24 protein-coding genes are annotated in these 26,578 nt (G+C 68.4%); 11 read left to right on the top strand and 13 right to left on the bottom strand.

Annotated elements, in window-relative coordinates; all coding sequences use genetic code 11:
• The 7 genes from ACIGHN_RS10610 to ACIGHN_RS10580 form a co-directional block, all read right to left on the bottom strand.
• Positions 1-801, bottom strand: a complete 801-nt coding sequence (locus ACIGHN_RS10610; RefSeq protein ID WP_396504319.1) for an ABC transporter ATP-binding protein — start codon at positions 799-801, stop codon at positions 1-3.
• A complete protein-coding gene (locus ACIGHN_RS10605) occupies positions 798-2,705 on the bottom strand; it encodes an ABC transporter permease (protein ID WP_056163228.1) in 1,908 nt (635 codons plus the stop codon). Before ACIGHN_RS10605 ends, ACIGHN_RS10610 begins: the two co-directional genes overlap by 4 nt.
• 229 nt (positions 2,706-2,934) lie before the next feature.
• Positions 2,935-4,140 carry an ABC transporter substrate-binding protein gene (locus tag ACIGHN_RS10600; protein ID WP_396504318.1) on the bottom strand — a complete coding sequence of 402 codons (1,206 nt, stop codon included), beginning with the start codon at positions 4,138-4,140 and terminating at the stop codon, positions 2,935-2,937.
• 78 nt (positions 4,141-4,218) lie between these two features.
• Positions 4,219-4,803, bottom strand: coding sequence for an amino acid synthesis family protein (locus ACIGHN_RS10595; RefSeq protein WP_396504317.1), 585 nt, complete (start codon positions 4,801-4,803; stop codon positions 4,219-4,221).
• 53 nt (positions 4,804-4,856) lie between these two features.
• Positions 4,857-5,498 (bottom strand): amino acid synthesis family protein, encoded by a 642-nt coding sequence (locus tag ACIGHN_RS10590; protein ID WP_056163220.1) that lies wholly within the window; start codon positions 5,496-5,498, stop codon positions 4,857-4,859.
• A gap of 27 nt (positions 5,499-5,525) precedes the next feature.
• Positions 5,526-6,476 carry a UPF0280 family protein gene (locus ACIGHN_RS10585; protein WP_396504316.1) on the bottom strand — a complete coding sequence of 317 codons (951 nt, stop codon included), beginning with the start codon at positions 6,474-6,476 and terminating at the stop codon, positions 5,526-5,528.
• A 13-nt stretch (positions 6,477-6,489) separates the two neighbouring features.
• Entirely contained in the window at positions 6,490-8,136 is a 1,647-nt protein-coding gene (locus tag ACIGHN_RS10580; RefSeq protein WP_396504315.1) for a 6-hydroxynicotinate reductase, read from the bottom strand.
• Between the two features lie 174 nt (positions 8,137-8,310).
• On the opposite strand from ACIGHN_RS10580, the gene fdxA reads away from it, so the two are divergent.
• The 4 genes from fdxA to ACIGHN_RS10560 all read left to right on the top strand — a co-directional run bounded on the left by fdxA (position 8,311) and on the right by ACIGHN_RS10560 (position 11,569).
• Entirely contained in the window at positions 8,311-8,640 is a 330-nt protein-coding gene (fdxA, locus tag ACIGHN_RS10575; protein WP_056163211.1) for a ferredoxin FdxA, read from the top strand.
• Positions 8,641-8,716: 76 nt separating this feature from the next.
• Positions 8,717-9,493, top strand: a complete 777-nt coding sequence (locus ACIGHN_RS10570) for a ferredoxin--NADP reductase (RefSeq protein ID WP_056163208.1) — start codon at positions 8,717-8,719, stop codon at positions 9,491-9,493.
• 67 nt (positions 9,494-9,560) lie between these two features.
• Positions 9,561-10,277, top strand: coding sequence for a TetR/AcrR family transcriptional regulator (locus tag ACIGHN_RS10565; RefSeq protein ID WP_396504314.1), 717 nt, complete (start codon positions 9,561-9,563; stop codon positions 10,275-10,277).
• A gap of 104 nt (positions 10,278-10,381) precedes the next feature.
• Positions 10,382-11,569 (top strand): amidohydrolase family protein, encoded by a 1,188-nt coding sequence (locus ACIGHN_RS10560; RefSeq protein WP_056163203.1) that lies wholly within the window; start codon positions 10,382-10,384, stop codon positions 11,567-11,569.
• Between the two features lie 77 nt (positions 11,570-11,646).
• On the opposite strand, the gene ACIGHN_RS10555 is transcribed toward ACIGHN_RS10560, so the two are convergent.
• A complete protein-coding gene (locus ACIGHN_RS10555) occupies positions 11,647-12,480 on the bottom strand; it encodes a glycine zipper 2TM domain-containing protein (protein ID WP_396504313.1) in 834 nt (277 codons plus the stop codon).
• 176 nt (positions 12,481-12,656) lie between these two features.
• The gene (locus ACIGHN_RS10550) at positions 12,657-13,595 is read right to left on the bottom strand and encodes a YihY/virulence factor BrkB family protein (protein WP_396504312.1); all 939 of its coding nucleotides are present in this window, start codon (positions 13,593-13,595) and stop codon (positions 12,657-12,659) included.
• Positions 13,596-13,781: 186 nt separating this feature from the next.
• On the opposite strand from ACIGHN_RS10550, the gene ACIGHN_RS10545 reads away from it, so the two are divergent.
• Entirely contained in the window at positions 13,782-14,927 is a 1,146-nt protein-coding gene (locus ACIGHN_RS10545; protein WP_396504311.1) for a serine hydrolase domain-containing protein, read from the top strand.
• Between the two features lie 92 nt (positions 14,928-15,019).
• Positions 15,020-15,586, top strand: a complete 567-nt coding sequence (locus tag ACIGHN_RS10540) for a shikimate kinase (protein ID WP_056410369.1) — start codon at positions 15,020-15,022, stop codon at positions 15,584-15,586.
• Between the two features lie 101 nt (positions 15,587-15,687).
• Here the strand turns inward: ACIGHN_RS10540 and ACIGHN_RS10535 are convergent, their stop codons facing one another.
• Together ACIGHN_RS10535 and metH are read right to left on the bottom strand one after the other, a co-directional pair.
• On the bottom strand, positions 15,688-16,068 hold the full coding sequence (locus ACIGHN_RS10535) for a hypothetical protein (RefSeq protein WP_396504310.1): 381 nt from the start codon (positions 16,066-16,068) through the stop codon (positions 15,688-15,690).
• A 22-nt stretch (positions 16,069-16,090) separates the two neighbouring features.
• Positions 16,091-18,829, bottom strand: a complete 2,739-nt coding sequence (metH, locus tag ACIGHN_RS10530; RefSeq protein ID WP_396504309.1) for a methionine synthase — start codon at positions 18,827-18,829, stop codon at positions 16,091-16,093.
• Between the two features lie 229 nt (positions 18,830-19,058).
• Here metH and ACIGHN_RS10525 point away from each other — a divergent pair, with 229 nt between their 5' ends.
• Positions 19,059-19,445, top strand: a complete 387-nt coding sequence (locus ACIGHN_RS10525; RefSeq protein WP_056410373.1) for a hypothetical protein — start codon at positions 19,059-19,061, stop codon at positions 19,443-19,445.
• 45 nt (positions 19,446-19,490) lie between these two features.
• On the opposite strand, the gene ACIGHN_RS10520 is transcribed toward ACIGHN_RS10525, so the two are convergent.
• Positions 19,491-19,973, bottom strand: coding sequence for a PACE efflux transporter (locus ACIGHN_RS10520; RefSeq protein WP_396504308.1), 483 nt, complete (start codon positions 19,971-19,973; stop codon positions 19,491-19,493).
• A gap of 72 nt (positions 19,974-20,045) precedes the next feature.
• On the opposite strand from ACIGHN_RS10520, the gene ACIGHN_RS10515 reads away from it, so the two are divergent.
• Positions 20,046-20,981, top strand: coding sequence for a LysR family transcriptional regulator (locus ACIGHN_RS10515; RefSeq protein ID WP_056410377.1), 936 nt, complete (start codon positions 20,046-20,048; stop codon positions 20,979-20,981).
• Positions 20,982-21,259: 278 nt separating this feature from the next.
• Entirely contained in the window at positions 21,260-23,416 is a 2,157-nt protein-coding gene (locus tag ACIGHN_RS10510) for a TonB-dependent siderophore receptor (protein ID WP_396504307.1), read from the top strand.
• Between the two features lie 49 nt (positions 23,417-23,465).
• Here ACIGHN_RS10510 and ACIGHN_RS10505 read toward each other — a convergent pair whose 3' ends face one another.
• A complete protein-coding gene (locus ACIGHN_RS10505; protein ID WP_396504306.1) occupies positions 23,466-24,278 on the bottom strand; it encodes an MBL fold metallo-hydrolase in 813 nt (270 codons plus the stop codon).
• 126 nt (positions 24,279-24,404) lie between these two features.
• On the opposite strand from ACIGHN_RS10505, the gene ACIGHN_RS10500 reads away from it, so the two are divergent.
• Together ACIGHN_RS10500 and ACIGHN_RS10495 are read left to right on the top strand one after the other, a co-directional pair.
• Complete coding sequence (locus ACIGHN_RS10500; protein WP_396504305.1) at positions 24,405-25,415, top strand: helix-turn-helix domain-containing protein; 1,011 nt, start codon at positions 24,405-24,407, stop codon at positions 25,413-25,415.
• 176 nt (positions 25,416-25,591) lie between these two features.
• Positions 25,592-26,485 (top strand): PPK2 family polyphosphate kinase, encoded by an 894-nt coding sequence (locus ACIGHN_RS10495; RefSeq protein ID WP_056410380.1) that lies wholly within the window; start codon positions 25,592-25,594, stop codon positions 26,483-26,485.
• Positions 26,486-26,578: the final 93 nt, after the last annotated feature.

Raw genomic sequence — 26,578 nt, 5'->3', positions numbered from 1 at the left:
TCATGCCGTCTCCGCCGCCGGGGCCGCTGCGGCCGATGCTGCTGTTTTCTTCTCGAAGGTCTTGCCGGTGCCGAAGTAGACCTCCTGCACCTTGGGGTGGTCGCGCAGCTCCAGCGGCTTGCCTTCGGCGATGAGGCGCCCGCGCGCCAGCACGATCATGCGGTCGGCATACGCGAACACCACGTCCATGCTGTGCTCGGTGAACAGCACGGCCATGCCGCGGTCGATCACGAGCTGCTTGGTCAGCGCCATCAGTTCGTTGCGCTCCCTGGGCGCCATGCCGGCGGTGGGCTCGTCCATGAGCAACAGCTTCGGGCTGTTGGCCATGGCGATGGCCAGCTCCACGCGCTTGACGTCGCCATAGGCCAGCACGCTGCAGGGGCGATCGGCCTGGGACTTCATGCCCACCTGGTCGAGCAGCGCCAGCGCCTCGTCGCGCTTGTGGTCCGCGGCCTTGCGCCACATCGAGAACAGGCGGCTGTCGCTGGAGATCAGCGCCATCTGCACGTTCTCCACCACGGTGAGCGAGGCGAAGGTCTCGGCGATCTGGAAGGTGCGGCCCACGCCCATGCGCCAGATGTCGCGGGGCTTGCGGCCCACCAGCTCCTGCCCGTCGAGCTGTATGGAGCCCACGTCGGCCGGCAGCTGGCCGTTGACCATGTTGAAGGTGGTGGACTTGCCGGCGCCGTTGGGGCCGATGAGCGCCAGCAGCTCGCCCGCGGCCAGCTCGAAGTGGATGCCATCCACCGCCTTGACGCCGCCGAACGACTTGCCCAGGCCCGTGACTTTGAGCAGGCTCATGCCTGGCCCTCCTTCATGTTCTTGGCTTCGCGCCGGTTGTCGAAGACCTGCTTGATGGCGCCTGCGATGCCCTGCGGGAAGAGCAGCACCAGGATGAGGATGATGGCGCCCAGCATGGCGCGCCAGTAGTCGGTGTTGCGCGCCACGGTGTCGTGCAGCCAGGTGAAGGTGACCGCGCCCACCACGGGGCCGGCCAGCGTCTGGATGCCGCCCAGCAGCACCATCACCAGGCCGTCGACCGAGCGGCCCACGTGCAGCGTCTCGGGCGAGATACTGCCCTTGGAGAACGCGAACAGCGCGCCGCCCAGGCCCGCGAACAGCCCGGCGATGACGAAGGCCGTCCACTGCATGCGCTTGACGTCGATGCCGATGGCATCCGCGCGCAGCACGGAGTCACGCCCCGCCCGCAGCGCGTAGCCGAAGGGCGAGTACAGGATGCGCCGCAGCAGCAGCACGCCGCCCACGACCAGCGCGAGCGTGAGGTAGTAGTAGTTGCGCTTGTCCGACAGCCAGGCCGCGGGCCACACGCCGGTGAGGCCGTTGCTGCCGCCGGTGAAACCGTCCCACTGGTAGCAGATGGCCCAGGTGATCTGCGCGAAGGCCAGCGTGAGCATGGCCAGGTACACGCCCGACAACCGCACGCAGAACCAGCCGTACAGCAGCGCACCGGCGGCCGCCGCGAGCGGCGCCACCACCAGGGCCAGCTCCATCGGAATGCCGGCCGAGCGCACCAGCAGCGCTGCCGCGTAGGCCCCGAGGCCAAAGTACGCCGCATGGCCGAACGAATGCATGCCCGCCGGCCCCATGATGAAGTGCAGGCTGGCCGCGAACAGCGCGGCGATCAACAGGTCGATGAACAGCACGGTGAGGTAAGGCGAGCCGGCCGTGAGCATCGGCAGCAGCACCAGCACGGCCAGCAGCGCCATACCGCCGATCTTGAACCAGCGGTCCGGCGCACGCAGCGGTGCCTCGGGCAGGCCGGTGTTGCGGCTGGCGGCCTGCGGGCGGCCCATCAGGCCCCAGGGGCGCACCACCAGCACCACGGCCATCACGAGGAATTCGACCACCAGCGTGAGCTTGGAGAACGAGACGCTATAGCCGAAGATTTCGACCACACCGAGCCAGATGCACACCGCCTTGATCTCGGCGATGAGCAGCGCGGCCACGTATGCGCCCGGAATGGAGCCCATGCCGCCCACCACCACCACCACGAAGGCGGCGCCGATGGTGTTGAGGTCCATCTCCAGCGTGGCCGGCTCGCGCGGCAGCTGCAGCGCACCGCCCAAGCCCGCCAGCAGCGCGCCCAGCGCGAACACCGCCGTGAACAGCCAGGCCTGGTTCACGCCCAGGGCGCTGACCATCTCGCGGTCCTGCGTGGCGGCGCGCACCAGCGTGCCCCAGCGGGTGCGGGTGAGCAGCAGCCACAACAGGCCCAGCACCACCGGGCCCACGACGATGAGGAACAGGTCGTACGACGGGAATTGGCGGCCCAGGATGTCCACCGACCCCGACAGGCCCGGCGCGCGCGGGCCGAGCAGTTCTTCAGGGCCCCAGATCCACAGCGCTGCATCCTTGATGACCAGCACCAGCGCGAACGTGGCCAGGAGCTGGAAGAGCTCGGGCGCCTTGTAGATGCGGCGCAACAGCACCACCTCGACCACCGCGCCGAGCGCTCCCACCACCACGGCCGACAGCAGCAGCGCAGGCCAGAACGCGAGGCCTGTGCCCAGCTTGGCGACCATGGAATAGGCCACGTAGATGCCCACCATGAAGAACGAGCCGTGCGCAAAGTTCACGATGCGCGTGACGCCGAAGATCAGCGAGAGCCCGGCGCCCACGAGGAACAGCGAGGACGCGCCCGCCAGTCCGTTGAGCAGCTGAACGATAAAACTCGAAAAACTCATTCCAGATCCTTCGGGGTCACGGCAAAGTTCATCCCTGCAGGTCGGTGCCTGCGGTGTGGGTGAGGCAAACGCGCAGCGCCATCCCAAGCCGTTCGGGCTTAGCTTGTCGAAGCCCTTCGCAGCGCTTCGACAAGCTCAGCGTGAACGGTGGTGCAGCTTTTTACAGATCACACTGGCAGGGAGATGGCGATCGCAGGCGCCCACGCGGGGCCGCCTGTTGAACGCGCACTCAGTCTGCCGCGCGCAGCTTCTTGACTTCTTCGTTGGTCGGCTGCACCTTGGCGCCGTCCACATAGCGGTAGTCCACCATCACGCCCTTGCCGCCTTCGTTCTTGGTGCGGCCCACGTAACTGCCCATGGTGGACTGGTTGTCTTCCGCGCGGTAGGTGGCGCGGCCGAACGGCGTGGTGACCTGCAGGCCCTTGAACGCGGCGATGAGCTTTTCGGTGTCGGTGGAGCCGGCCTTCTTGATGCCTTCACCCAGCGACTTGATGGCGCTGTAGCCCACGACCGAACCCAGGCGCGGGTAGTCGTTGAACTTGCCCTGGTAGGCCGTCATGAAAGCCTTGTGCTCAGGCGTCTGGATGCCGTACCAGGGGTAGCCGGTGACGATCCAGCCGTTGGGGGCTTCGTCCTTGAGCGGGTCCATGTACTCGGGCTCGCCGGTCAGCAGGCTGACCACCTCGCGGTCCTTGAACAGGCCGCGGGTGTTGCCTTCGCGCACGAACTTGGACAGGTCGGCACCGAACAGCACGTTGAAGATGGCATCGGGCTTGGCGTCGGCCAGGGCCTGCACCACGCTGCCCGAGTCGACCTTGCCCAGCGGCGGCGCCTGTTCCACGACGAACTCCACATCAGGCTGCGCGGCCTTGAGCAGTTGCTTGAACGTGGCCACGGCCGACTGGCCGTATTCGTAGTTGGGGTACACCAGCGCCCAGCGCTTTTTCTTCAGGGCCGCCGCGTCCGGCACCATCATCGCCACCTGCATGTAGGTGGACGCACGCAGGCGGTAGGTGTAGCGGTTGCCGTTTTGCCAGACGATCTTGTCGGTCAGCGGCTCGCTGGCCAGGAAGAAGAACTTCTTTTGCTTGGCGAAGTCGGTCAGCGCCAGGCCGATGTGCGACAGGAAGGAGCCGGTGAGCACGTCCACCTTCTCGCGCGAGACCAGCTCTTCGGCCACGCGCACGGCATCGCCCGGGTTGGCGTTGTCGTCGCGAATGACCAGCTGCACCTTCTTGCCCAGCAGGCCGCCCGATGCGTTGATCTCGTCCACCGCCAGCTCCATGCCCTTCTTGTAGGGCTCCAGGAAAGCGGGCTGCGCCTTGTAGCTGTTGATCTCACCAATCTTGATGACATCCTGTGCGTGCACAGGGGCCAGCGTGATGGCCAGCGCGGCTGCGGCCGTGGCACGCATGAGGTTTTGTCGCATCGTCATGGGAACACTCCTGGAAAAGGTAGGGTGGGTGTGGGAGATGGTCGGGAACGGGGGAGATGGTAGTGCGGTACGGCGCATTCAGCGCAGGCCGTCCACGCCCTGGATGTCGGAGACCTGCAGGCCACCGATGCGGGGCAGAGGGCGGCCACTGTCGGTGACGACGATGGCGACCACGATCTCGTTGGCGCGGGGCGCATCGGCCACGCGGGCCTCCATGGCGTCGAAGTGGCTGCGCACGTAGGCGGCATCCTTGTGGCCCAGGGGCACATCGATGGCGGTGCCCAGGCCGCCGATCTTCTTGCTGGACGGCACGAGGGCGGCGCCCTTTTCGACCGCCACGCGCAGCGGCGCGCCGAGCTTGGGGTGCAGGATGGCGGCGGCGTGTTCCAGCTCGCCGGCCTCGCCCACGATGGCGGCCTTGCCGTAGCTGTGCGCCTGGCCGGGCTCGATGCCCAGCGCTTGCACGCAGCGCTGGCCGAGCAGCGCGCCCAGCTCTTCGCCGATGGCCGTGAGCTCATCGAGGCTCTCGGCGTAGCGGCCGGCGAACGGGTTCTCGATGACGGCCATGGCCAGGGCCTTGCGCACGGGCGGCTGCACGTCGCGGCCCATCTCCACACGCACTTCGTCGGTCTGCACGATGATTTTCCGGATCTTGGCGGGCATGTCTTGTACTCCTGGGTTCTTGTGCTGTTGCGTTCTGGTTGTGGTGCGGGACCCTAGCGCAGGCCGTTCCACTGGCTGATGTCCTGCGCCTTGAGGCCGCCCACGCGGGCATGCACGCGCGGGCCGGTGGTCATGGCCAGGATGAAGACGATCTCGTCGGCCAGCGGCGCGCCGGGCACGCGCACCTCCATGGCATCGAAGTGGCTGCGCACGTAGCTGGCGTTGATGTGCGTGAGCGGCACGTCGAGCGCAGCACCCGGGCCGCCCACCTTCTTGGTGGAAGGCACGATGGACAGCGCGTTGGCGGGCTGCCCCGTCTTCTCTTCGGCCTGGCCCTTGGCGTAGGCGTTGCGGTCGCCCTTCCAGCCCAGCAGTTCGCGCATGGCGTAGCCGCCCGGCACATGCCACAGCGCGCCGTGCTCCAGCTCGCCGGCCGCGCCGACGATGGAGCCCTTGCCGTAGGTCTCGATGCGCTCGGCGGGCACGCCCATGGCCTTGAGCAGGCGCTGCGCCATGTCCAGGCCCACGTCCTGCAGCGCCTCCATCATGGGCAGGATGTCGGCCTCGTAGCGGCCGGCGTAGGGGTTGGTCAGCACCGCGCCGATGGCACCCCGCAGCAGCGGCACATCGGCCACGGGTCCGAACTCGTGCCGGATGTCCTCGAGGTGGGTGAAAACGCGTCGTATCTGGATCATGGGATGGCCTGTGGGCTTGTGAATTCGTTAAGCAAATACTGAACCAACTTCTTCGTGCACCGCGCTCACCGCGCCTTCAGCGCCTGCCGGGCCTTCGGTGCGTGCGGGCAGCCCCGCCAGCGCTGCCTCGGGCATGCGGGTGGCCGCGAACTCGCCCTGGCACGCGAGCAGCGCGCACCAGATCAGCCCGCGGGACTGCAATTCTTGCGCCTTTTCCAGCCCTTGGTGCAGCGCGCGCAGCACCTGTGCACGCGGCAGCGGCGGGACATCCACCGTGACGGGAATGGCACCCAGGTCGCTGTCGTCGCGCACCAGCCAGGCGGGCATGCGGGTGATGCGCTCGTCCAGCACGTTCACGGCGTTGGCCACCACGGTGGCGGCGGCGTCGGCCTCGGCCGCGGAGCGCGCGAGCACCGTGACGCTGTCGGCAATGCCCAGCGACTGGCTGCGCCCGCGCCAACCGCTGGTGGCCACGCCGCGCACCGGCATGGTGCTGTCGATGCGCAACTGGCCGTCCAGCAGCAGCCCGTGGCGCAGCTGGGCGGCATCGAGCCTGGCGATGTCCGCATACACCCCCACCGAGGCCGACTGGCCCGGGGCGAGGTGCAGCGCGATGTCGCCACCGTTGTTGACCCAGGCGCGGGCAATGCCGTCCTGCGCGAAACACGCGAGGATCTCTTGCGCCACCGCCCCGGCCACGGCGGCCATGGGGGTGATGAAGCCCTTGCGGTACGGGTGGCAGGCCTGCCACATGCGCTGTGCGACCACACCCTGCAAGGAGGTGGCTTCACCCACCGGGGCGCGCAGGCCGGGCAGCTCGTTCACCAGCTCTTGCAGCAGCCCCTCGAAGCGCTGCCAGGCGCGCTCGTGCGCGGCAGCCACGGCGCTGCGGTCACCCTCGGCCTGGATGACCAGGTCGATGGGTCCGTGCTGGAAGTGCCAGCGGCCGTCGGGCAGAAAGTTGCGGCAGGCGTGCATGACAAGAGCCCGTTCAGCCCAGCAGGGGCGGGCGGCCCAGCGGCCAGGGGTTGCCAGCGGGCAGCGCCTGCCAGGACAGCGACTGCGGCGCACCGTCGTTGTGCCACGCGCCGTGCTCCAGCACCTCGCGCAGGCTGCGGATCTGGTCGGCATGGCCGCCCAGGGCCTCGTAGTCGGTGCGGCGCATGCTGAACTCGATGGGCGCCACGATGGCGGGCGTGGGCACGGTGCCGAAGCTGTTGTCGGGCATGCGCAGCACATCGGCCATCACGGTGATGCCGCCGCCGGGCCACACATAGGCGGGTGCGCCGCCGCAGGTCACGTTGACCAACGCGTTCTTGATGGAGCGGGTGAGCAGCACGGGGTTCTCGGTCACGCCCGCGCGCAGGCTGCCGCCCGCGCCGCCCAGGAAGAGCACCGAGGTGAGCGAGGGCTCGCAGTTCTCGCCGATGCGCTCCACGATGCGGCGCACCGCATCGGGCATCTCGGCCTCCACCGGCACCAGCGATTCGTTCAGCACGTACCAGCTGGCGTGCTCGCCCGTGGTGGAGGTCATGAGCAGGCGCAGGCCCGGCCACGCGACCGATGCGTCCCAGCCTTCGATGATGGACAACGGGTCGGCGATGTCGGTGCCGCCCCAGCCCGTACCGGGATTGGCCACCTGGAAGTAGCGGCCCGGGGTGGACTTGCGCCCGCGCATCTGGATGCCCGAGGACTTCATGTCCAGGCAGCGGCCGGCCTGGTGCTCGGTGAGCACGCCGGTGATGTGGTCGTCCACCACCACCACCTCATCGGCCTGGCCGAAGAACTGGCGCGCGAAGATGCCGATGGCCGCGGAGCCGCAGCCCACGCGCATGCGCTGCTCGGCCACGCCGTTGACGATAGGCGCCTGGCCGGCCTGGATCACGAGCTGCGAGCCGCCGTCGATGGTGAGTTCCACCGCCTGCTTGTTGCCCAGCAGCTGCATCATCTCGTTGGCGATGCGCCCTTCCTTCTTGCTGCCGCCCGTGAGGTGGTGCACGCCGCCGAGCGACAGCATCTGTGAGCCGTATTCGGCCGTGGTGACGTGCCCCACCACCTCGCCCTTGCAGCGCACGTTGGCCTGCTCGGGGCCGAGGAAGCGGTCGGTGTCGATCTTCACCTTGAAGCTGCAGTAGCTGAAGATGCCCTCGGTGACCACGGTGACCATGTCCACGCCATCGACCTTGGAGCCCACGATGAACGGCGCAGGCTTGTAGTCGGGGTAGGTGGTGGACGAGCCCACGCCAGTGACGAACACTTCTTCCGATAGCAACAGGTCGCCGCTCCAGGCGTGCTGCGCGGCGGTACCGTCGGCGGTGCCGCCTTCGGCATCCACCGGCGCGCCGGCATCCGCCGCGGACGAGCGGCCTGCGAACGGCACCAGCGCAACTTCGCCCGCCTCCAGCGTCTTGCGCAGCAGCACCACCGGGTCCACGCGCACCAGCACGCCGGCGTGGTTGGCATAGCGGTCGCACGCGCCGGCGCGGCCTTCCGATATCTGGCACAGCACGGGGCACGCGTTGCACTCCACCTTGGCGGCGTTCATGCGCTCGTTGCGCGGCCGGGCGCGCTCCAGCACCTGCGGCAGCTCTGGCGCATCCATGCCTGGAAGCCCGTCGGTCTTGGTGTGTTCAGTCATCGTGGAGCCCATTCATTGCATCTTTTCAAATGCTTGTACGCGCATTGCATTTTGTGTAGCATTCACTTAACTTAAATGTTGTGATTGCTACATTGATCGCGAATGTAGCGCAATCGATGATGGTCCGCAATGGTGTTTTCGCACCCCCTGAAACGGTGCACGAGGAGCCCCAAAATGACGCACGTAGTGACGGATGCATGTATTCGGTGCAAGTACACCGACTGTGTCGATGTCTGCCCGGTCGATTGCTTCAAGGAGGGGCCTGAATACCTCGTCATCGACCCCGACGAGTGCATCGACTGCGCGGTCTGCATCCCCGAGTGCCCCGCCAACGCCATCTATGCCGAAGACGACCTGCCCCCGGGCCTGGAAATCTTCCTCGAATTCAACAAAAAGCTGGCCCCGGGCCTGCCCACAATCACCAAAAGAAAACCGGCTTTGCCAGATGCGGAACAATGGAGGGTTGTGAGCCACAAGCTTTCCGGCCTGGATATCGCGTTCTGAGCCCTGCTCCAGCACGCCGCCAGCGCGGACTTCAGCCAGTTTTCTTCTGTTCTTTCAACTTTTTCGACCAAGCACCATGAGCGCCTTTCTAGAAGAACGCGTCCTCTCCGTCCACCACTGGACGGACCGCCTTTTCTCCTTCACCACCACGCGGGACACGGCCCTGCGCTTTTCCAACGGCCATTTCACGATGATCGGCCTGCGTGGCGAGAACGGCAAACCCCTGCTGCGCGCCTACAGCATCGCCAGCGCCAACTACGAAGAGCACCTGGAGTTCCTGTCGATCAAAGTGCCCGACGGCCCGCTGACCTCGCGCCTGCAGCACATCCAGGTGGGCGACACCATCGTGGTGGGCAAGAAGCCCACAGGCACCCTGCTCATCGACTACCTGCTGCCCGCCAAGCGCCTGTACATGCTGTCCACCGGCACCGGCGTGGCGCCGTTCCTGAGCCTGATGCGCGACCCCGAGACGTATGAGAAGTTCGAGGAAGTCATCCTGGTGCACGGCGTGCGCGAGGTGAAGGAGCTGGCCTACCACGACTACATCACCAACGAACTGCCCCAGCACGAGTTCCTGGGCGAGATCGTGAGCAAGCAGCTCAAGTACTACCCGACTGTGACGCGCGAGGAGTTCAAGCACCAGGGCCGCGTGACGACCGTGATCGAGAACGGCCAGCTCGCCCGCGACCTGGGCCTGCCCGCGCTCAACCCACTGGAAGACCGCGTGATGATCTGCGGCAGCCCCGAGATGCTGCGCGACCTCAAGCACATGATGGAAGAGCGCGGCTTCAAGGAAGGCAACACCACGAAGCCGGGCGACTTCGTGATCGAACGCGCGTTCGCAGAGCAGTGATCTCCCGGCCGGCGGCGGGGCCTGAGGATCAGGCCCCGGGCGCCGGCCCCACCCACCAGGACCCGCCATGTCTGCCACTCCCCCCAAGACCCGGACAGCGTCCAGCCGATCTCCCACCGTGCGCAAGACGGGGGTGCGCGAGCAGGCCGCACAGACCACGCGCGACAACATCCTGAAAGCGGCGACCAAGGTGTTCGCGCGCTATGGCTACGAAGGCGGCAGCGTGGAGAAGATCTCCAAGGCGGCCAAGTCCTTCGATCGGATGATCTACTACTACTTCGGCAGCAAGGAAGGCCTGTTCATCGAGGTGCTGGAGGAAACCTACCGGCGCATGAACGATGCGGAGTCCAAGCTCGACCTGGACACCGCCAAGCCGGTCGAGGCGCTGCAGGCGGTGATCCGCTTCGTGGTGGGCTACTACCGCAAGAACCCCGAGTTCATCACCCTGCTCAACACCGAGAACCTGCACAAGGGCAAGCACATCTCCAAGTCGATGCGGGCCCGCGAATACTCCTCGCCCGCCATCGAGGTGATCCGCCGCGTGCTGGAGAGCGGCCAGGCGCAAGGGCTGTTCCGCAAGGACGTGTCGGCGCGCGACGTGTACCTGCTGATCGCCGCCACGGGCTACTTCTACATGTCCAACCGCCACACGCTGTCGGCGTTTCTGGGCGAAGACCTGGAGACGCCCGATGCGCTGGCGCACTGGGAGTCCTTCGTCATCGACAGCGTGCTGCGCACCGTGGCGCCGGGCCCCAGTTTGCCCAAGGGCAAGGCAGCGGCCTGAAGGTTGTCTGCACCGGCCGACACGCGCCGCAGAGCCCACAAGACACAACGATTTTCTGAGCGAGGGCCGCAACGGGCCCGAACCCCCACCCACGAGGAGAATCCATGGCAGAAGCAGCAGCCGGCGGCAAGTCGGGCAAGGTCGTCATCAAAAACATCGGTCTCTTGTTGTCGGGCGACCTCGACCGCCCCATCCTCGATGCCGACACCATCGTCGTCAACGACGGACTCATCGTGGCCGTGGGCCGCGAAAAGGATTGCGACACCGAACACGCGCAGACCGTGATCGATGCGCGCCAGACCTGCGTGGCCCCCGGCCTGATCGACAGCCACGTGCACCCGGTCTTTGGCGACTGGACGCCGCGGCAAAACCAGATCGGCTGGATCGACTCCACCATGAACGGCGGCGTGACCACGATGGTCTCGGCCGGCGAGGTCCACCTGCCCGGCCGCCCCAAGGACATCGTGGGCCTGAAGGCGCTGGCCATCACCGCGCAGCGTTCGTTCGACAACTTCCGCCCCGGCGGCGTGAAGGTGATCGCGGGCGCCCCGGTCATCGAAAAGGGCATGACCGAGCAGGACTTCAAGGACCTGGCCGACGCGGGCGTGACGCTGCTGGGCGAAGTGGGCCTGGGCTCCGTGAAGGCGGGCTACGAGGCCCAGCAGATGGTGGCGTGGGCGCGCAAGCACGGCATCCAGAGCACCATCCACACGGGCGGCCCGTCCATTCCGGGCTCAGGCCTCATCGACAAGGACGTGGTGCTGGAGGCCGATGCCGATGTGATCGGCCACATCAACGGCGGCCACACCTCGCTGCCCTGGAAGCACGTGTGCGAGCTGTGCGAGAAGTCGTCGCGCGCGATCGAGCTGGTGCACAACGGCAACGAGAAGATCGCCATCCAGGCCGCGCGCGCGGCCATCGAACTGAAGTGCCCGCACCGCGTGATTCTGGGCACCGACGGCCCGGCCGGCTCGGGCGTGCAGCCGCTGGGCATGCTGCGCATGATCGCCTTGATATCGAGCTTTGCCGACATCCCTGCCGAGTTGGTGTTCTGCTTTGCCACGGGCAACACGGCGCGCATCCGCAACCTGAACTGCGGGCTGATCGAGCCGGGCCGCGCGGCGGACTTCGTGTTCATGGACCGCGCGCAGCACACGGCCGGCGCCACGCTGCTGGAGAGCGTGCAGCTGGGCGACATCCCGGGCATCGGCATGGTGATGATCGACGGCCTGGTGCGCTGCGGCCGCAGCCGCAACACGCCGCCTGCGACGGAAATCCCGGTGGTGCTGTAGCCGCAGCCACTCACTGCGCCTCCGCCCAACAAAAAAGCCCGCAGTTGCGGGCTTTTGCACTGGGGTTCAGTGCTGGCTCAATACGTATCGGCCACGCGCACAGCGCCTGGCTGGGCGCGCGGATAGGACTCTGCGGCGCGCGAGGCCGTGCCGTCATCCACGCGGAAGCCCTTGCCCTGCAAAACGACCGGTGTGCCCACGGCCGGAGGCTGCGCGCGAGTGAAGCGTCGCACCGAACCGTCTTCCATGCGCACGGCGATCTGGTAGACCGTCTGCGTGCGCGTGCGCTCTTCGACCTTGTGGCCCACATAGCCGCCGCCCACGGCACCCAGCACCGTGGCCGCGGTACGGCCCGACCCCTTGCCCACCTGATTGCCCACCACGGCACCCAGCACGCCACCGGCCACGGCGCCCACGCCCGTGGCAGGCGCCGCCTGCTGCACGGCCTGCACCGACTCGACCCGGCCGCAGGATGCGCATACGGGTGCTGGCGCTGCGGTGCGCATGGCAGGCTGGGGCGGCGCGTAGCCGCCTTGCGAAGATCCACCTTGGTAAGACCCGCCTTGGTAAGACGAACCTTGCGAATAGCCGGGCGCCTGGTTGGCTACATTATTTGTAGCAATATTTCTTTGACCAGCTTGCGGCAGGGGTTTGTTTTGCGCAGGCCCATCGACTGGGGGCGTGCCGGTCGCCGGCTGCGCCAGGGTTGCCATGGCGGCGGGCGGAGCCTCTGCAGACGATTTGCCGGCGTTCTGCACCACCAGGGTGGTGCCCAAGGCCACCACGCTCACCCCCAGCACCCCGATGGCAGCCCACAGCCATTTGAGCGAGTGGCCCGAGGCCGCACCGGCAACGCCTGCGTGCGATGTGGCCGACAAAGGATGGGACGATGACGAAACGATAAGGCTCATGATTTTTCTCCGAAAGATCCAGCGGTACCAACACAACGCTGGAAGAGTGGCTGCAGAGTACCTGCGGGTGCCTGAAAACCGGACATAGCCCCTGTAAAGGACGTAAGAAGCTGTTTACCGGCAGATGGATGCAAGGCGGGCTCGCGAGCAGCGAGCTACGTTGCGCCTGGCGCACCTCACCGCGCGGTGACCGCCCCTTCAGGCGCTGCGGCAGGCTCTGCCGGCGTGCCATGCATCTCCTGGAATGCGCGCGCACAGCTGGCCGAGAACAACAGCACTGCCGACGAAAAGTAGATCCACATGAGCAGCACCACCAGCGACCCCGCCGCCCCATAGGCCGACACCACCGCAGCCGTGGACAGGTACCACGCCAGCAGTTGCTTGCCCACGGTGAACAGCGTCGCGCCCACCACGGCCCCCGCGAGGATGCAGCGCGAAGACGGACGGGCACCGCCGCCAATGCGCATCAGTCCCATGAACAGCATCACCGCAAAGCCGAAGGCCACCACCTCGTTGAGTATCTGCATGGCCGGCGCCACGGGCGCGGATGACAGGTGCGAGCCCGCCCAGCCCGCAAACAGGTTGATCAGCGTGGACAGGACCAGCGACACCAACAGCAAAAAGCCCAGGGCCAGCACATACGCCAGGCCCCGCAGCCGCAGCGACGCCATGCGCCACCAGGCGGCGCGCTGCTGCGTCGGCGCTTCGCTGCGCCACAAGTGCTCCAGTGCCGACTGCAGCTCCACGAACACCCCCGTAGCGCCCGACACCAGCACCACAAAACCCACCAGGGATGCAAGCCGCCCTTCCGACGGCTCCTTGGCACTGGCCAGGGCCTGCCGAATCACCTCGGCCACCTGCTGGCCCATGACGGCCTGCACCTGGGATATGAGGTTGGTCTCCAGGTAGCTGCGGTCCATCCACCAGCCCAGCACGCCCACCAGCAGCAGCAGCAACGGGGCCAGGCTCAGCATGCCGTAGAAGGACATCGCCGCGCTCATGCGCAGCCCGTCGGCGTCCAGCCACAAATTGATGGCGCGCCAGAACGGTTGCACCATTTTCCACAAGGGATCGACAAGGCGCAGGGCGCGGCGCTGGAGGCTGGAGACGGTCATGCCGCAAGCCTAGCGCGGCACGGCACCTGCATCCAGCCGCGATTCGCTGCAATGCAGGTAGGTTCGGTCCGACACCGCGGGCCCTGCAGCTGTTGCGCAGGCGACCGCGCCATCGCCCTGGGTGCGCATACTCGGTGGGCATGGCGTGCCATGCCACGCCATGTCATGCCCACCTGGAGATCGCCCATGAACCCCCTTGCCCTGCCCCGCCTGCGTGAGGCGCTGCAGCGCCATGTCGACCAGGGCCTGCTGCCCGGCGCCGTGGCGCTCGTCCACCACCGCGGCCATACCGTGCTGCACGAGGCCGTGGGCGCGCTGCGCCCGGGCAGCGACGCGCCCGCCATGGCGGCCGATGCCGTGTTCCGCATTTATTCGATGACCAAGCCGATCGCCTCCCTGGTGGCGCTGATGTTGATGGAAGAAGGCCGGCTGCTGCTGTCGCTGCCCGTGTCGCACTACCTGCCGGCGTTTGCCGGCCAACGCGTGTACGACGAGGCCACCGGCACCAGCAACCCGCCAGCGCGCGAAGCCACCGTGCACGACCTGCTGCGCCACACGGCGGGCCTGAGCTACGCCTGGGAGCCCGGCGCCGTGGCCGATGCCTACCGCGCGGCGCGCATCGGGTCGCGCCGCCTGACCAATGCCGCGCAGGTGGCGGCCCTGGGCCCGTTGCCGCTGGTGCACCCGCCGGGCAGCGCCTGGGAGTACAGCCGCGCCACCGACGTGCTGGGCGCCGTGCTGGAGGCGGTCGAAGGCGCGCCGCTCTCCGCCATCCTGCAGCAGCGCGTGCTGGGCCCGCTGGGCATGCGGGACACGGGCTTTGCGGTGCCGGCCCACCGGCTGGCCGATCTGGCCGAGCCGTTCGCGATCGACCCGCAAACCGGCGCCGCAGCGATGGCGCTCAACGACGTGTCCGCCCCGCCCGCGTTCGAGTCCGCAGGTGGCGGCCTCGTGTCCACCGCGGCCGACTACGCCCGGTTTCTGGCGCTGATGCTGGGCCGTGGAACCTTGCAGGCCGCAGACGGCCCCGTCCGCCTCGCCAGCCGCGCCACGGTGGACTTCATGACCGCCGACCACCTGGGCGGCATCCCGGTGGTGGGCGACCTCCTGCCGCCGGGCCACGGCTTCGGCCTGGGTGTGGCCGTGCGCAGCGCCACCGGCCTGGGCAGCAGCCCCGGGTCGGCCGGCAGCTACAGCTGGAGCGGCCTGGGCGGAACCTGCTTTTTCGTGGACCCGGCCGAGGATCTGTTCGCCATCCTGCTCACGCAGGCACCAGGACAGCTGCGCTATCTGTGCACGCTGTTCCCTGCGCTGGTCTACGCCGCGCTCTGAGCCGAACAGGCCGGGGACTGCGCCCCGGGGTGCGCTGGCGCCGCCCCCTTACACTCTGCGCCCAGTTGGTACAGCATCACAACAGGACATATATGCAGATTCGCTGTGCACTGGTCGGCATGCCCGGCTCGGGCAAATCCACCGTCGGCCGTCAGCTCGCCCACCGCGCCGGCGTGCCGTTCATCGACCTGGACCACCGGCTGGAGCAGACCATCGGTACCACCATCCGCAGCTTTTTCGAGGCGGAAGGCGAGTCACGCTTTCGTGACCTCGAGTCCGAGGTGCTGGCCGAGGTGTGCCGCGGCAGCGGCGGCATGGTGCTGTCCACCGGCGGCGGCGCCGTGCTGCGTGCCGGGAACCGCGGGGTACTGCGCGAGTTCGGCTCGGTGATCTACCTGCGCGCCTCGGCCGAAGAGATCTACAAGCGCGTGAAGCACGACCGCACGCGCCCCCTGCTGCAGGGCGGCAACCCCATGGACAAGCTGCGCGAGCTCTACGCCCAGCGCGACGGCCTGTACCGCGAGACCGCACACTTCATCATCGAGACCGGCCGCCCCACGGTGCACACGCTGGTCAACATGATCATGATGCAGCTGGAGATGGCCGCGAGCGTCGAGGGAACAGCGGCGCCGGCCGCTGGGGCCACACCGGTCGCATAAACCTGCGCTACAGGCCTGATGGCGCTCCGCCCGGGGCGCCCACCTGGCACAGGGCGAACAAGCGCGATGCTGGAACCCTCAGCCCAGCCGCATCAGCCGCATCAGCAGATGCTGCCGCCGATGCTTTTGCCGTCCTTGAGGTCGAACCCGAAATAGCAGCTGGTGTCCGACCTCGAGTGCTGGATGCACTGCAGCCGCTCTTTCACGCGGACGCGGACTTTGGGGTCGGCCGTGCACTCATCTTTCACGTCCGGGCCCAGACGGTCGAAAAGGTCCCGGGCCGCCCTGCCCTGCACGTGGAAGGACACCTTGGCATCCTGCGCGGTGGGCGCACCCGGGTCGCCGAGGCCACCCGAGTAGATCGCCATCTGCGCGGTCACCGGTCTGAACGCGAACGCCCAGTCGGCGGCCAGCGCTGCGGCGCAGGCTGCGCCCAGCAGGGCCGCGGCCATGCAGGACTTTTTCACGAGCGATTTCTTCATGGGCATCGGCACTGCGCCCGCACTACAAATTGGGCGCCAGCAACCGCGCCAGCACGGCCTCGTCCATGCCCCGGCGATGGGCCATGTCGTGCAGCTGGTCCTCGCCGATCTTGCCGACGTTGAAGTACACGCTCTCGGGGTGGCCCAGGTAGAACCCGCTCACGCTGGCGGCAGGCATCATGGCCAGACTCTCTGTCAGGGTCATGCCGACCTCGTCGCACTGCAGCACGCGGAACAACTCCGTCTTGGCGCTGTGGTCGGGGCAGGCGGGGTAGCCGGGGGCGGGGCGGATGCCGGTGTACTTCTCGGCGATCATGTCGTCGTTGGACAGGTGCTCGCCAGCCGCATAGCCCCACAGGTCGGTGCGCACGCGGTGGTGAAGGGCTTCGGCAAAGGCCTCGGCCAGGCGGTCGGCCAGGCTCTTGAACATGATGGCCGAGTAGTCGTCCAGCGCGTCGATGAAGGCCTTTTCCTTCTTCTCGATCCCGAGGCCCGCCGTCACCGCGAACAGGCCGGCGTAGTCGGCGATGCCGCTGCTCTTGGGCGCGACGAAGTCGGCCAGGCAGCGGCTGGGGCGCGTCACGCCGTCGATGGTGTGCTTTTCGGCCTGCTGGCGCAGGCCGTACCAGGTCATGGCCACCTCGGTGCGCGTCTCGTCGGTGTAGAACTCGATGTCGTCGTCGTTCACGCTGTTGGCGGGGTACAGGCCCATCACGCCGTTGGCGGTGAGCCAGCGGCCTTCGATGATCTTCTTGAGCATGGCCTGCGCGTCGGCGAACACGCGCGTGGCCTCCACGCCCACGACCTCGTCGGTCAGGATGGCGGGGTACGGCCCGGCCAGGTCCCAGGTCTGGAAGAACGGGCCCCAGTCGATGTAGCGCGCCAGCTCGGCCAGGTCGAAGTTCTTGAACACGCGGCGGCCCAGCGCGCGCGGCACGGTGGGTTGGAAGGCTGCCCAGTCCACGGGCGTCTTGTTGGCGCGGATCTTGGCCAGCGACCACAGCGGGGTCTGCTTCTTGTTGGCGTGCTGGGTGCGCACCTTGTCGTAGTCGGCGTTGAGTTCGTCGACATAGGTCTGCACGCCGTCACCCAGCAGGCTCTGGGCCACGCTCACGCTGCGGGACGCGTCGGGCACGTAGACCACGGGGCCTTCGTAGTGCGGGGCGATCTTGACGGCGGTGTGCACGCGGCTGGTGGTGGCGCCGCCGATGAGCAGCGGGATCTTCTTGATGCGGAAGTGGTCGTCCTTCTGCATCTCGCCGGCCACGTACTGCATTTCTTCCAGGCTGGGCGTGATCAGGCCCGACAGGCCCACGATGTCGGCTCCCTCGACCTTGGCACGCGCCAAAATCTCGTGGCAGGGCACCATCACGCCCATGTTCACCACCTCGAAGTTGTTGCACTGCAGAACGACGGTGACGATGTTCTTGCCGATGTCGTGCACGTCGCCCTTGACGGTGGCGATGATGATCTTGCCCTTGCTGCGCACGTCGCGGCCGGCCAGCTCGTCCTGGCGCTTTTCTTCCTCGATGTAGGGGATCAGGTGGGCCACGGCGGACTTCATCACGCGCGCGCTCTTGACCACCTGGGGCAGGAACATCTTGCCCGCGCCGAACAGGTCGCCCACCACGTTCATGCCGTCCATGAGCGGGCCTTCGATCACGTGCAGCGGACGCCCGCCCTTGGCGACGATGGCCTGGTAGGCCTCTTCGGTGTCTTCGACGATGAAGTCGGTGATGCCGTGCACCAGCGCGTGCGACAGGCGCTCGCCCACGGTCTTGGGGGCTTCGGGCGTGCCGCGCCATTCGAGCTTCTTGCTCTCGTCCTTGGCGCCGCTCTTGGCGGTCTCGGCCACCTCGACCAGGCGCTCGCCCGCATCGGGGCGGCGGTTGAGCACCACGTCCTCCACGCGCTCGCGCAGCGTGGGTTCCAGGTCGTCGTAGACGCCGACCATGCCGGCGTTGACGATGCCCATGTCCATGCCCGCCTGGATCGCGTGGTAGAGGAACACGGTGTGGATGGCTTCGCGCACCGGGTCGTTGCCGCGAAAGCTGAAGCTCACGTTCGACACGCCGCCCGAGACCTTGGCGCCCGGCAGGTGCTGCTTGATCCAGCGCACGGCCTCGATGAAGTCGACCGCGTAGTTGTTGTGCTCCTCGATGCCGGTGGCCACCGCGAAGATGTTGGGGTCGAAGATGATGTCCTCGGGCGGAAAGTCCACCTCGTCGACCAGCACGCGGTAGGCGCGCTCGCAGATCTCGATCTTGCGCTCGAAGGTGTCGGCCTGGCCTTTCTCGTCGAAGGCCATGACCACGGCGGCCGCGCCGTAGCGCTTGACCAGGCGCGCCTCGTGCTTGAACTTGTCGATGCCCTCCTTCATGCTGATGGAGTTGACGATGCCCTTGCCCTGGATGCAGCGCAGGCCGGCCTCGATCACGTCCCACTTGGAGCTGTCGACCATGATGGGCACCCGCGCGATGTCGGGCTCGGAGGCGATGAGCTGCAGGAAGCGCACCATGGCGGCCTTGCTGTCGAGCATGGCCTCGTCCATGTTCACGTCGATCACCTGAGCGCCATTTTCCACCTGCTGGCGGGCCACGGCCAGGGCCTCTTCGTACTGGCCGTTCAGGATCATGCGGGCGAAGGCCTTGGAGCCGGTGACGTTGGTGCGCTCGCCGATGTTGACGAACAGCGTGCCCTCGCCGATGGTTACCGGCTCCAGGCCGGACAGCTTCATGGGAGGAACGGGGACAGCGGACATCAGGCTCACTCGTGCAATCGGTTCGTGGGGGCCACCGAGCGTCATCGCATCCAGGGATGACCGACCTTGCGGGCGTGGGGGCCCGCTGCGACGCTCTTTGGGGAAGCCCTGATTTTACGGGCGCCAGCCGCCAGGGCTGAATCCGCGGGGCTGGCACAAAAGCCCGTGATGTGCCGCCTGCACGCCGCTAAGATGCGGTGGCTCCCGCTGCTTCCATTTCCTTGCGCTGATGAAACACCCCGTAGACACCGCCTATTACGCCGCGACCCAACTGCCGGGCCAGCGCTTCGATGCATCGCTCCGTGAGGGCTGGGGCGTGTGGATATCGCTGCTCGGGGACGACATCCTCAAGGCCGTCTTCACGCGCCGTGCCGATGCGGACGGCTACGTCGCCCAGCAGACCTCGGGCGGCCAGCGGGGCCAGGTGCGCAGAATGTGGCTGGTGCTCAACGAGACCACGGGCGAAGCCTATGCGCTGGGGGGTGACGGCAACCTGCCGGTGCACGGTGTGGACCTGGACTTCAGCCACCGCGCCCAGCTGGACAAGCTGCGCAGCGATGTGCTGTCGCGCCTGAGCGAGGCCGAGTTGAACGCGCTCGGGCTCAAGCGCATCTGAGCGCCGCGGGGCCCGTGCGATGGGCCCGAAGAGCGCAAAGCGCGCTCAGGCCGCCTGGGCCGACGCCGGCAGGCCGAAGATGCGGTCGAATCCCCAGTTGAAGACGAACGTGTAGCACAGGAAGAACACGATCAGCCCCAGGTCCATGACGAAGGCGGTCCACAGGCTCACGCCGAACCACCAGGCGAACAGCGGCACCAGCGTGAACACCAGCCCGCCCTCGAAGCCGATGGCATGCGCCACCCGGCGGCCCACGCTGCGCCCGCGCACGGCCTGGCGCGATTCCCAGCGCTCGAAGGCCCAGTTGAAGACGATGTTCCACACGATGGCGATCGCCGACGCCGCCACCGCCACCACGCTGGAATGGCCCGCACCCTGGCCCGTGAGCAGCGCCAGCCCCAGCGTGGCGGCCGCGATGGCGATGAGCTCGTACAGGGTGACGTAGATCACACGGCGCTTGATGCCCTGCAGCCCAGTGCTGGCGGGGGTGGATGGCGTGGCCTGAAGGTGCGGGGTGCTGGAAGTCATGGCGCTACTGTATGTGCGCCGCACTGATACATAAAGTCAGCTTGTTTCAGATTTTCTGATAGATTGAGCCGCATGGCTTTCTCCTCCGACAGCGTGCAGGTGTTTCTGGCCGCCCTGGACCACGGCTCGTTCTCCGCCGCCGCGCGGGCGCTGGCGCGCGTGCCGTCGGCGGTCAGCATGACCATTGCGCACCTGGAGGCCGAACTCGATGTGCAGCTGTTCGACCGCAGCGGCCGGGAGCCCCGCCCCACCGCCGCCGCGCGGGCCCTGGAGCCCCAGGCGCGGCTGTTGGCGGGGCAGTTGCAGCAGCTCAACGCCCAGGCGCTGGCACTCACCCAGGGGCTGGAGGAGCGCCTGACCTTGGCCATCGCCCCCGAACTGCTGGCCGCGCGCTGGACGGGGCCGCTGGCCGCACTGGCGCAGGAATACCCACTGCTGCAGGTCGAGGTGCTGGCCGCGCCACAGGTGGACGCGCTGGCGCTGGTGCATGCCGGCCGGGCGCAGTTGGCGCTGGTGTTCGAGCGCCCCAGCATCGATGGGCGCGAGGGCTTCCAGGAGGTTGGCACCGAGACGCTGGTCGCGGTAATGGCCCCCGACCACCCCGTTCTGGCGGCGGCGCGCGCCGCCGCTCAGGCCCGGGGCGAGCCACCCGGCAGCGCCATGCTGCGCGAGGAGCACCTGACCACCACGCGCCAGATCGTGGTGGCCAGCCGCGACCTGGCCCAGACCGATCCGCGCTTCGTCTTCGCGCGCCACCACTGGCGCACCGACAACCACCTGGCGGCCCTCGGGCTCATCGAGGCCGGCCTGGGCTGGGGCTGGCAGCCGCGCGCGCTGGTACAGCCCCGCATCGCGGCGGGCACGCTGGTGGAGATGCCGTTCGAGAACCTGAGCAACGGCACCGCCCTGTGGGTGGACGTGGTGTGGTCCAAGGAGCGGCCCCAGGGCCTGGGCGCCGCGCGCTTCGTGGCCCTGATGAAGACCGCCGCCGCGCCAACGCAGCGCTGAAGGCGTGCTCCCCGGGCGTTGCGGCCTTGGGGCAGTGCCGCCAAGCCGGGTGGCGGGCACGTCGCTCAGCGTGCTCTGCGCAGGACACCCGCCGGTCAAACCCAAAGATAAAAGAGAATGCGAATTAGTTGCATTTGAGGCTATGATGGCGCCCCTTTTCCCGCACACCCGCCAAGCCCTCACCCACTGCCCCGCCCACCCCGCGCTCGCACGGGAGCTGGCGGGCTGCCCCACCAGCGCAGCCGCGGTCTTCGCCTTTTCCATTCTTCGTTGTGACCATGCATTCCTTGACCCACCGGCCCGCACGGACGACTGCCGTCGCGCGCGCCGCCCTGGCGCTGTGCGCCCTGTCTGCGGCCGCCGCCGCGCTGGCCCAGACTGCGCCCGCCCCCGCCCCTGACGCCGGTACCGCCACCAGCCCCGCGCTGTCGGAAGTGCAGGTGCGCGACAGCAGTGCCGCCACCGGCTACCAGGGCGCCCAGCGCAACACCGGCGCCACGCGCACCGACACCCCGCTGATCGAAACCCCGCAGTCCGTGCGCGTGGTGCCCCAGCAGCTGATGGAGGACCTGGGCGCGACGCGCCTGGCCGATACGGTGGACTACGTGAGCGGCATCACCCGGCTGAACGACTTCGGCGGCACGTGGGACAACTACGCGATCCGCGGCTTCAGCAACACCGACGGCGGCCAGTTGCTCAACGGCTTTGCGTCCAACCGGGGCTACGGCCCGCAGCGCGACGTGAGCTCGGTCGAACGCATCGAATTCCTGAAGGGCCCGGCGGCCGCGCTGTACGGCAGCAGCGAGCCGGGCGGCACGCTCAACATCGTCACCAAGAAGCCGCAGTTCACCGCCGCCCACAAGGCCGGCCTGCAGGTGGGCGGCCAGGGCTACCGGCGTGCCACGCTCGACACCACCGGCCCGCTGGGCAAGGACGTGGCCTACCGCCTGAACGTGGCGGCCGAAGACGGCGCCAGCCGCACCGCGCTGGTGGACAACCGCAAGCTGGTGGTGGCACCGTCCATCACCTGGAACCTGGCGCCCAACACGGTGCTGAACTACGAGGCGGAGTTCATCCGCATCCGCACGCCGCTGGACCGCGGCATCGTGCAGGTGCGGGGCAACGTGGGCGCGCTGCCGTCCGACCGCTACCTGGGCGACCCGAGCCGCCCCAACCTGCACGTGAACGGCGACACCCACCAGGTGACGCTGGACCACGACCTGGGCCAGGGCTGGCGCACGCGCGTGGGCGCGTCGTACCGCGAGACGGACCTGTATGGCGCGGCCGTGGACCTGACCGGCGCCCTGGCCGCCGACGGCCGCACCCTGACGCGCCGCGACAGCTGGCGCAGCCTGCCCGCACGCGATGCGTCGCTGCAGGCCGAAGTCGAGGGCAAGCTGCGCACCGGCGGCCTCGCGCACACCGTGCTGGCCGGCGTGGAGACCTGGCGCCTGACCGCGGCGCAGGACATCCGCTACTCCAGCCTGGCCAGCCAGCCGTTCGCCATCGACATCTACAACCCCGTGTACAACCAGCCGGTGGGCAACCTGACCCCAGGCTTCGACCTGGTGGACCGCACCCGCGCCACGGGCCTGTTCGTGCAGGACCAGATCGACCTGAGCGAGCGCTGGAAGCTGCTGGCCGGTGTGCGCTTCGACCGCTTCCACCAGGACAGCGAAAACCGCCTGGCCGCCACGCGCCAGGTGCAGGAGCATTCCGCCGCCACGCCGCGCATCGGCGTCACGTACCTGATCGATCCGAACACGTCCGTCTACGCCTCGGCCGGGCGCTCGTTCCGCCCCAACGCGGGCACGGACGAAGGCGGCCGCGCGTTCGACCCGCAAAAGGGCCAGGCGCTGGAGCTGGGCGCCAAGTGGCAGTCGGCCGACCAGCGGATGAACGCGAGCGTGGCGCTGTTCGACATCCGCAAGACCAACGTGCTCACGCGCAGCCCCACCAACGCCAACTTCAGCATCGCCGCGGGGGAGGTGCAAAGCCGCGGCCTGGAGCTGGATGTGGCCGGGCAGATCGACGCCCACTGGCGCATGACCGCCAACCTGGCCTACACCGACACCGAGGTGACCCGCGACAACAACGCCGCACTGCTGGGCAAGCGCCTGCTGAACGTGCCCCGCGTGAGCGCCGGCCTGTTCGCCATCCGCGAAGATCAGGCCCCCTGGGGCGGCCGCTACGGCGTGGGCGGCGGCCTGGTGCACGTGGGCGAGCGCACCGGCACCGCGACCGACACCTACCGCCTGCCGGCCTACACCACGGCACGCCTCACGGGCTACTGGCAGATCGACAAGCGCACGCGCCTGACGCTGGACGTGCACAACCTGTTCAACAAGACCTACTACACCGCGTCGTGGGGCGCGCTGACCGTCATCCCGGGCGCGCAGCGGCAGGTGGTGGCGGGCGTGCAGGTGTCGTTTTGAACGAAAACTGCCCCTGCCGCTCGATCAGCAAGCGCAAGCAGCTATTGTTTTAATAGCACACAGCAGTGTCCGTGGGGAGGAAGCGCCTGCGCTCTCCGTCCTCGGGCACCCACAGGCGGTGGTCCCAGCCACCCTGCTGCGCCAGCGCCCGCACTGCTTCGCGGGTGGTCGGGCAGTGGTCCAGCGCCTGCAGGTGGTTCACCACCAGGGTGCCCGGGGTCAGCGCGGCGGCCTGGGCCATGTCGGCGGCGTCCATGAGGATCTCCGCGCCCACATCGAAGCGCGCGCCGCCTGCGGGCAGCACGGCCACGTCCGGCCGCAGGCGCGCCAGGCAGTCGCGCACGGCGGGGGTCAGCAGCGTATCGCCCGCCAGGTACACGCTGGGCTGGCCGGGCAGCTCCAGCAGGTAGCCATGGCCGTGCTCCATGAAGCGGGCGATCCAGCCCCGCCCGTGCATGCAGGCCACCGGCGTGACGTGGCCGCCCAGTGCAAACGGCTGGCGCTCCGGGCCTGACAGCGGCAACACCACCAGGCCCCGCTGCGCCAGGTAGGCCGCATCGCGCGGCATGCAGATCACCGGAATCTGCCGTTCGCGCAGAAAGCGCTTGCCCGCACTGTCCAGGTGGTCGAAGTGGCCGCGCTGGCAGTGGGTGATGAGGGCGTGCGTCACCCGCTCCAGCGCGGCGTCCGTGCCCGGCGGCAGGTCGACGATGGGGTTGCGCTCACGCCCCTTGCCCAGGTAGCGCAGCGCCGGCAGCGTGCCGCGCGGCGCGAGCATCGGGTCCACCAGCAGGCCGACGGGGCGGCCCTGGCTTGAGAACTCCAGCAGTACGGTGGCATTGCGCAGATGGGTGATGTGCATGGCGGGGGTCTCCAACAAGGCCGGTGGGTGGATAGGTCGATGCCCGATTGTTGGATGCCACGGCCTGCGCGAGAATGGCCTGATCTGACAATTTCTTGCCATTTTTAGCCACCCCATTTTTTGCCCATGACCCCGCCCCTTGTGCCATCGGCCCCCCGTCGGCACGCACCGCCGCCGACCACACTGTTGCGCCTGGGCCTGCTGCTCTACCCCGGCTGCATGCCGGCCGGCTTGTTCGCCGCCGCCGACATGGCCCGCGCAGCCGGCCTGCGGGCGCAGCGGCCCGTGGCGCAGACGCTGTGGGTGGGCGCGGACCTGCAGCCCGTGCCCACCTGGCAAGGACCCTCGCTCACGCCCAGCGCTGCACTGGCCGCTGCGGACCTGGACGCGGTGCTGGTCCCCGGCCTGTGGCTATCGTCCACCGACGGCCTTGCCGCGCAACTGCAGCCACTGGCCCCGGCGGTGCAGGCCCTGGCCGCACTGCCCCGCCGCACGCAGGTGTGGAGCTACTGCGCGGGCGTGTTGCTGGCCGCCGCCAGCGGGCGCCTGCGCGGGCGCGGCGCCACGGCCACCTGGTGGCTGCGGGCCGCGCTGGAGCGGCAATACAGCGCCGTGCACTGGCGTTTTGACGAGCCCCTGGTGCAGGACGGCACCGCCACCACGGCAGCCGGCGCCAACGGCTACCTGCCGCTGATGCTGCACGCGCTGGGTGCGCGCCTGGCGCCCGAGGCCCTGGCCGACCTGCAGGCATTGCTGATGCTGCCGCGCCCGCGCACCACCCACCCGGCGTTCGCGGGGCACGACCTCATGGCCACGGCCGACGCCGACCTGCGCCACGCCATGCTCTGGGTGCAGCGCAGCCCCGCCACCGAACTGCGGCTGCCCGCGCTGGCGGAGGCGCTGGGCCTGTCGCCCCGCACGCTGGCGCGCCGGGTGCACGCGCACACGGGGCTGTCGGCCGCGCACTGGATGCGCCGCATCAAGCTGCGCCAGGTGAGCGAGGCGCTGTGCGACACGCCACACCCCTTGAAGCGCATCGCCGAAGACCTGGGCTTTGCGAGCGAAGCCGGCCTGCACCGCGCCTTCCGCCAGGCCACCGGGCAGACGCCGCTGGCCTACCGCATGGCGCAGCGGTGACGCGCCTTCCCCTCTTCCGAACCCGGGCCCGCCCACGCACCGCTGTCGCTGCGGGCCAGGGTGCGCCTGGGCGCCCGGCACGGCCTTGGCAACCAGCAGCGGCCCGCGCAGACCATTTGTGAAACGCGCCCTGTTGCCCTAACCTGTGCCCCATCCACGCACCGCCCCTCACATCCATGCCCTCACCCCTGATCCCCAAATCCCGCAGCAAGACCGCCGACCTGTGGTCGCAATGGCAGCCCGGCAAACCCACCGCCGATGACGGCAAGGACGGCAGCCGCGGCAAGCCGCAGCGCGGCGTGTCGCTGGGCGACTACGACCCGGGCGCCAAGCCGTTTTCCCTGGGCGGGAAGGCGCAGGACAAGGCGGCCGTGGATGCGCTGGCCGCGGAGCTGGACACGCTGCAGGACCTGTTCTACGCCGACAAGCGCTACAAGCTGCTGGTGGTGCTGCAGGGCACCGACACCTCCGGCAAGGACGGCACCATCCGCGGCGTGTTCGGCCGCATGAGTGCGCTGGGGGTGCACGCCGTGGGCTGGAAGGCACCGACCGAGGCCGAGCGCGCCCGCGACTACCTGTGGCGCATCCACCAGCAGGTGCCGCAGGCGGGCGACATCACGGTGTTCAACCGCAGCCAGTACGAGGACGTGCTGGTGCCGGTGGTCAACGGCTGGATCACGCCCGAGCAGCACCAGCAGCGGCTGGCCCACATCAACGACTTCGAGCGCATGCTCAGCGAGACGGGCACGGTGGTGCTCAAGTTCTTGCTGCACATCAGCGCCGACGAGCAGAAGGAGCGGCTGCAGGAGCGCCTGGACGACCCGGCCAAGCACTGGAAGTTCAGCCAGGGCGACATCGAGGTGCGCAAGCAGTGGGCCGACTACCAGCGCGCCTACGACACGCTGCTGTCCGCCACGCACACCCCCTGGGCGCCGTGGACCATCGTGCCGGCCAACTCCAAGACGCACCGCAACCTGATGATCGCCACCGTGCTGCGCGAGGTGCTGCAGAACCTGGACCTGCGCTACCCCGAGGGCGACCCGGCCCTGGCACAGCTCAAGGTCGAATGACCCGCGGTGGAGAGCGCCGGTTTTGCTGCAATGCCGCATGGACAGGCGCTTTCGGCTGGTTATGCATCAAACGCATAACCCGCAAACACTCCG

This window comes from Acidovorax sp. NPDC077693, from assembly GCF_044542805.1.
Lineage (GTDB): Bacteria > Pseudomonadota > Gammaproteobacteria > Burkholderiales > Burkholderiaceae_C > Acidovorax.
The sequence above is the reverse complement of the archived record's forward strand: the minus strand, read 5'-3'. Positions and strand labels throughout refer to the sequence as shown.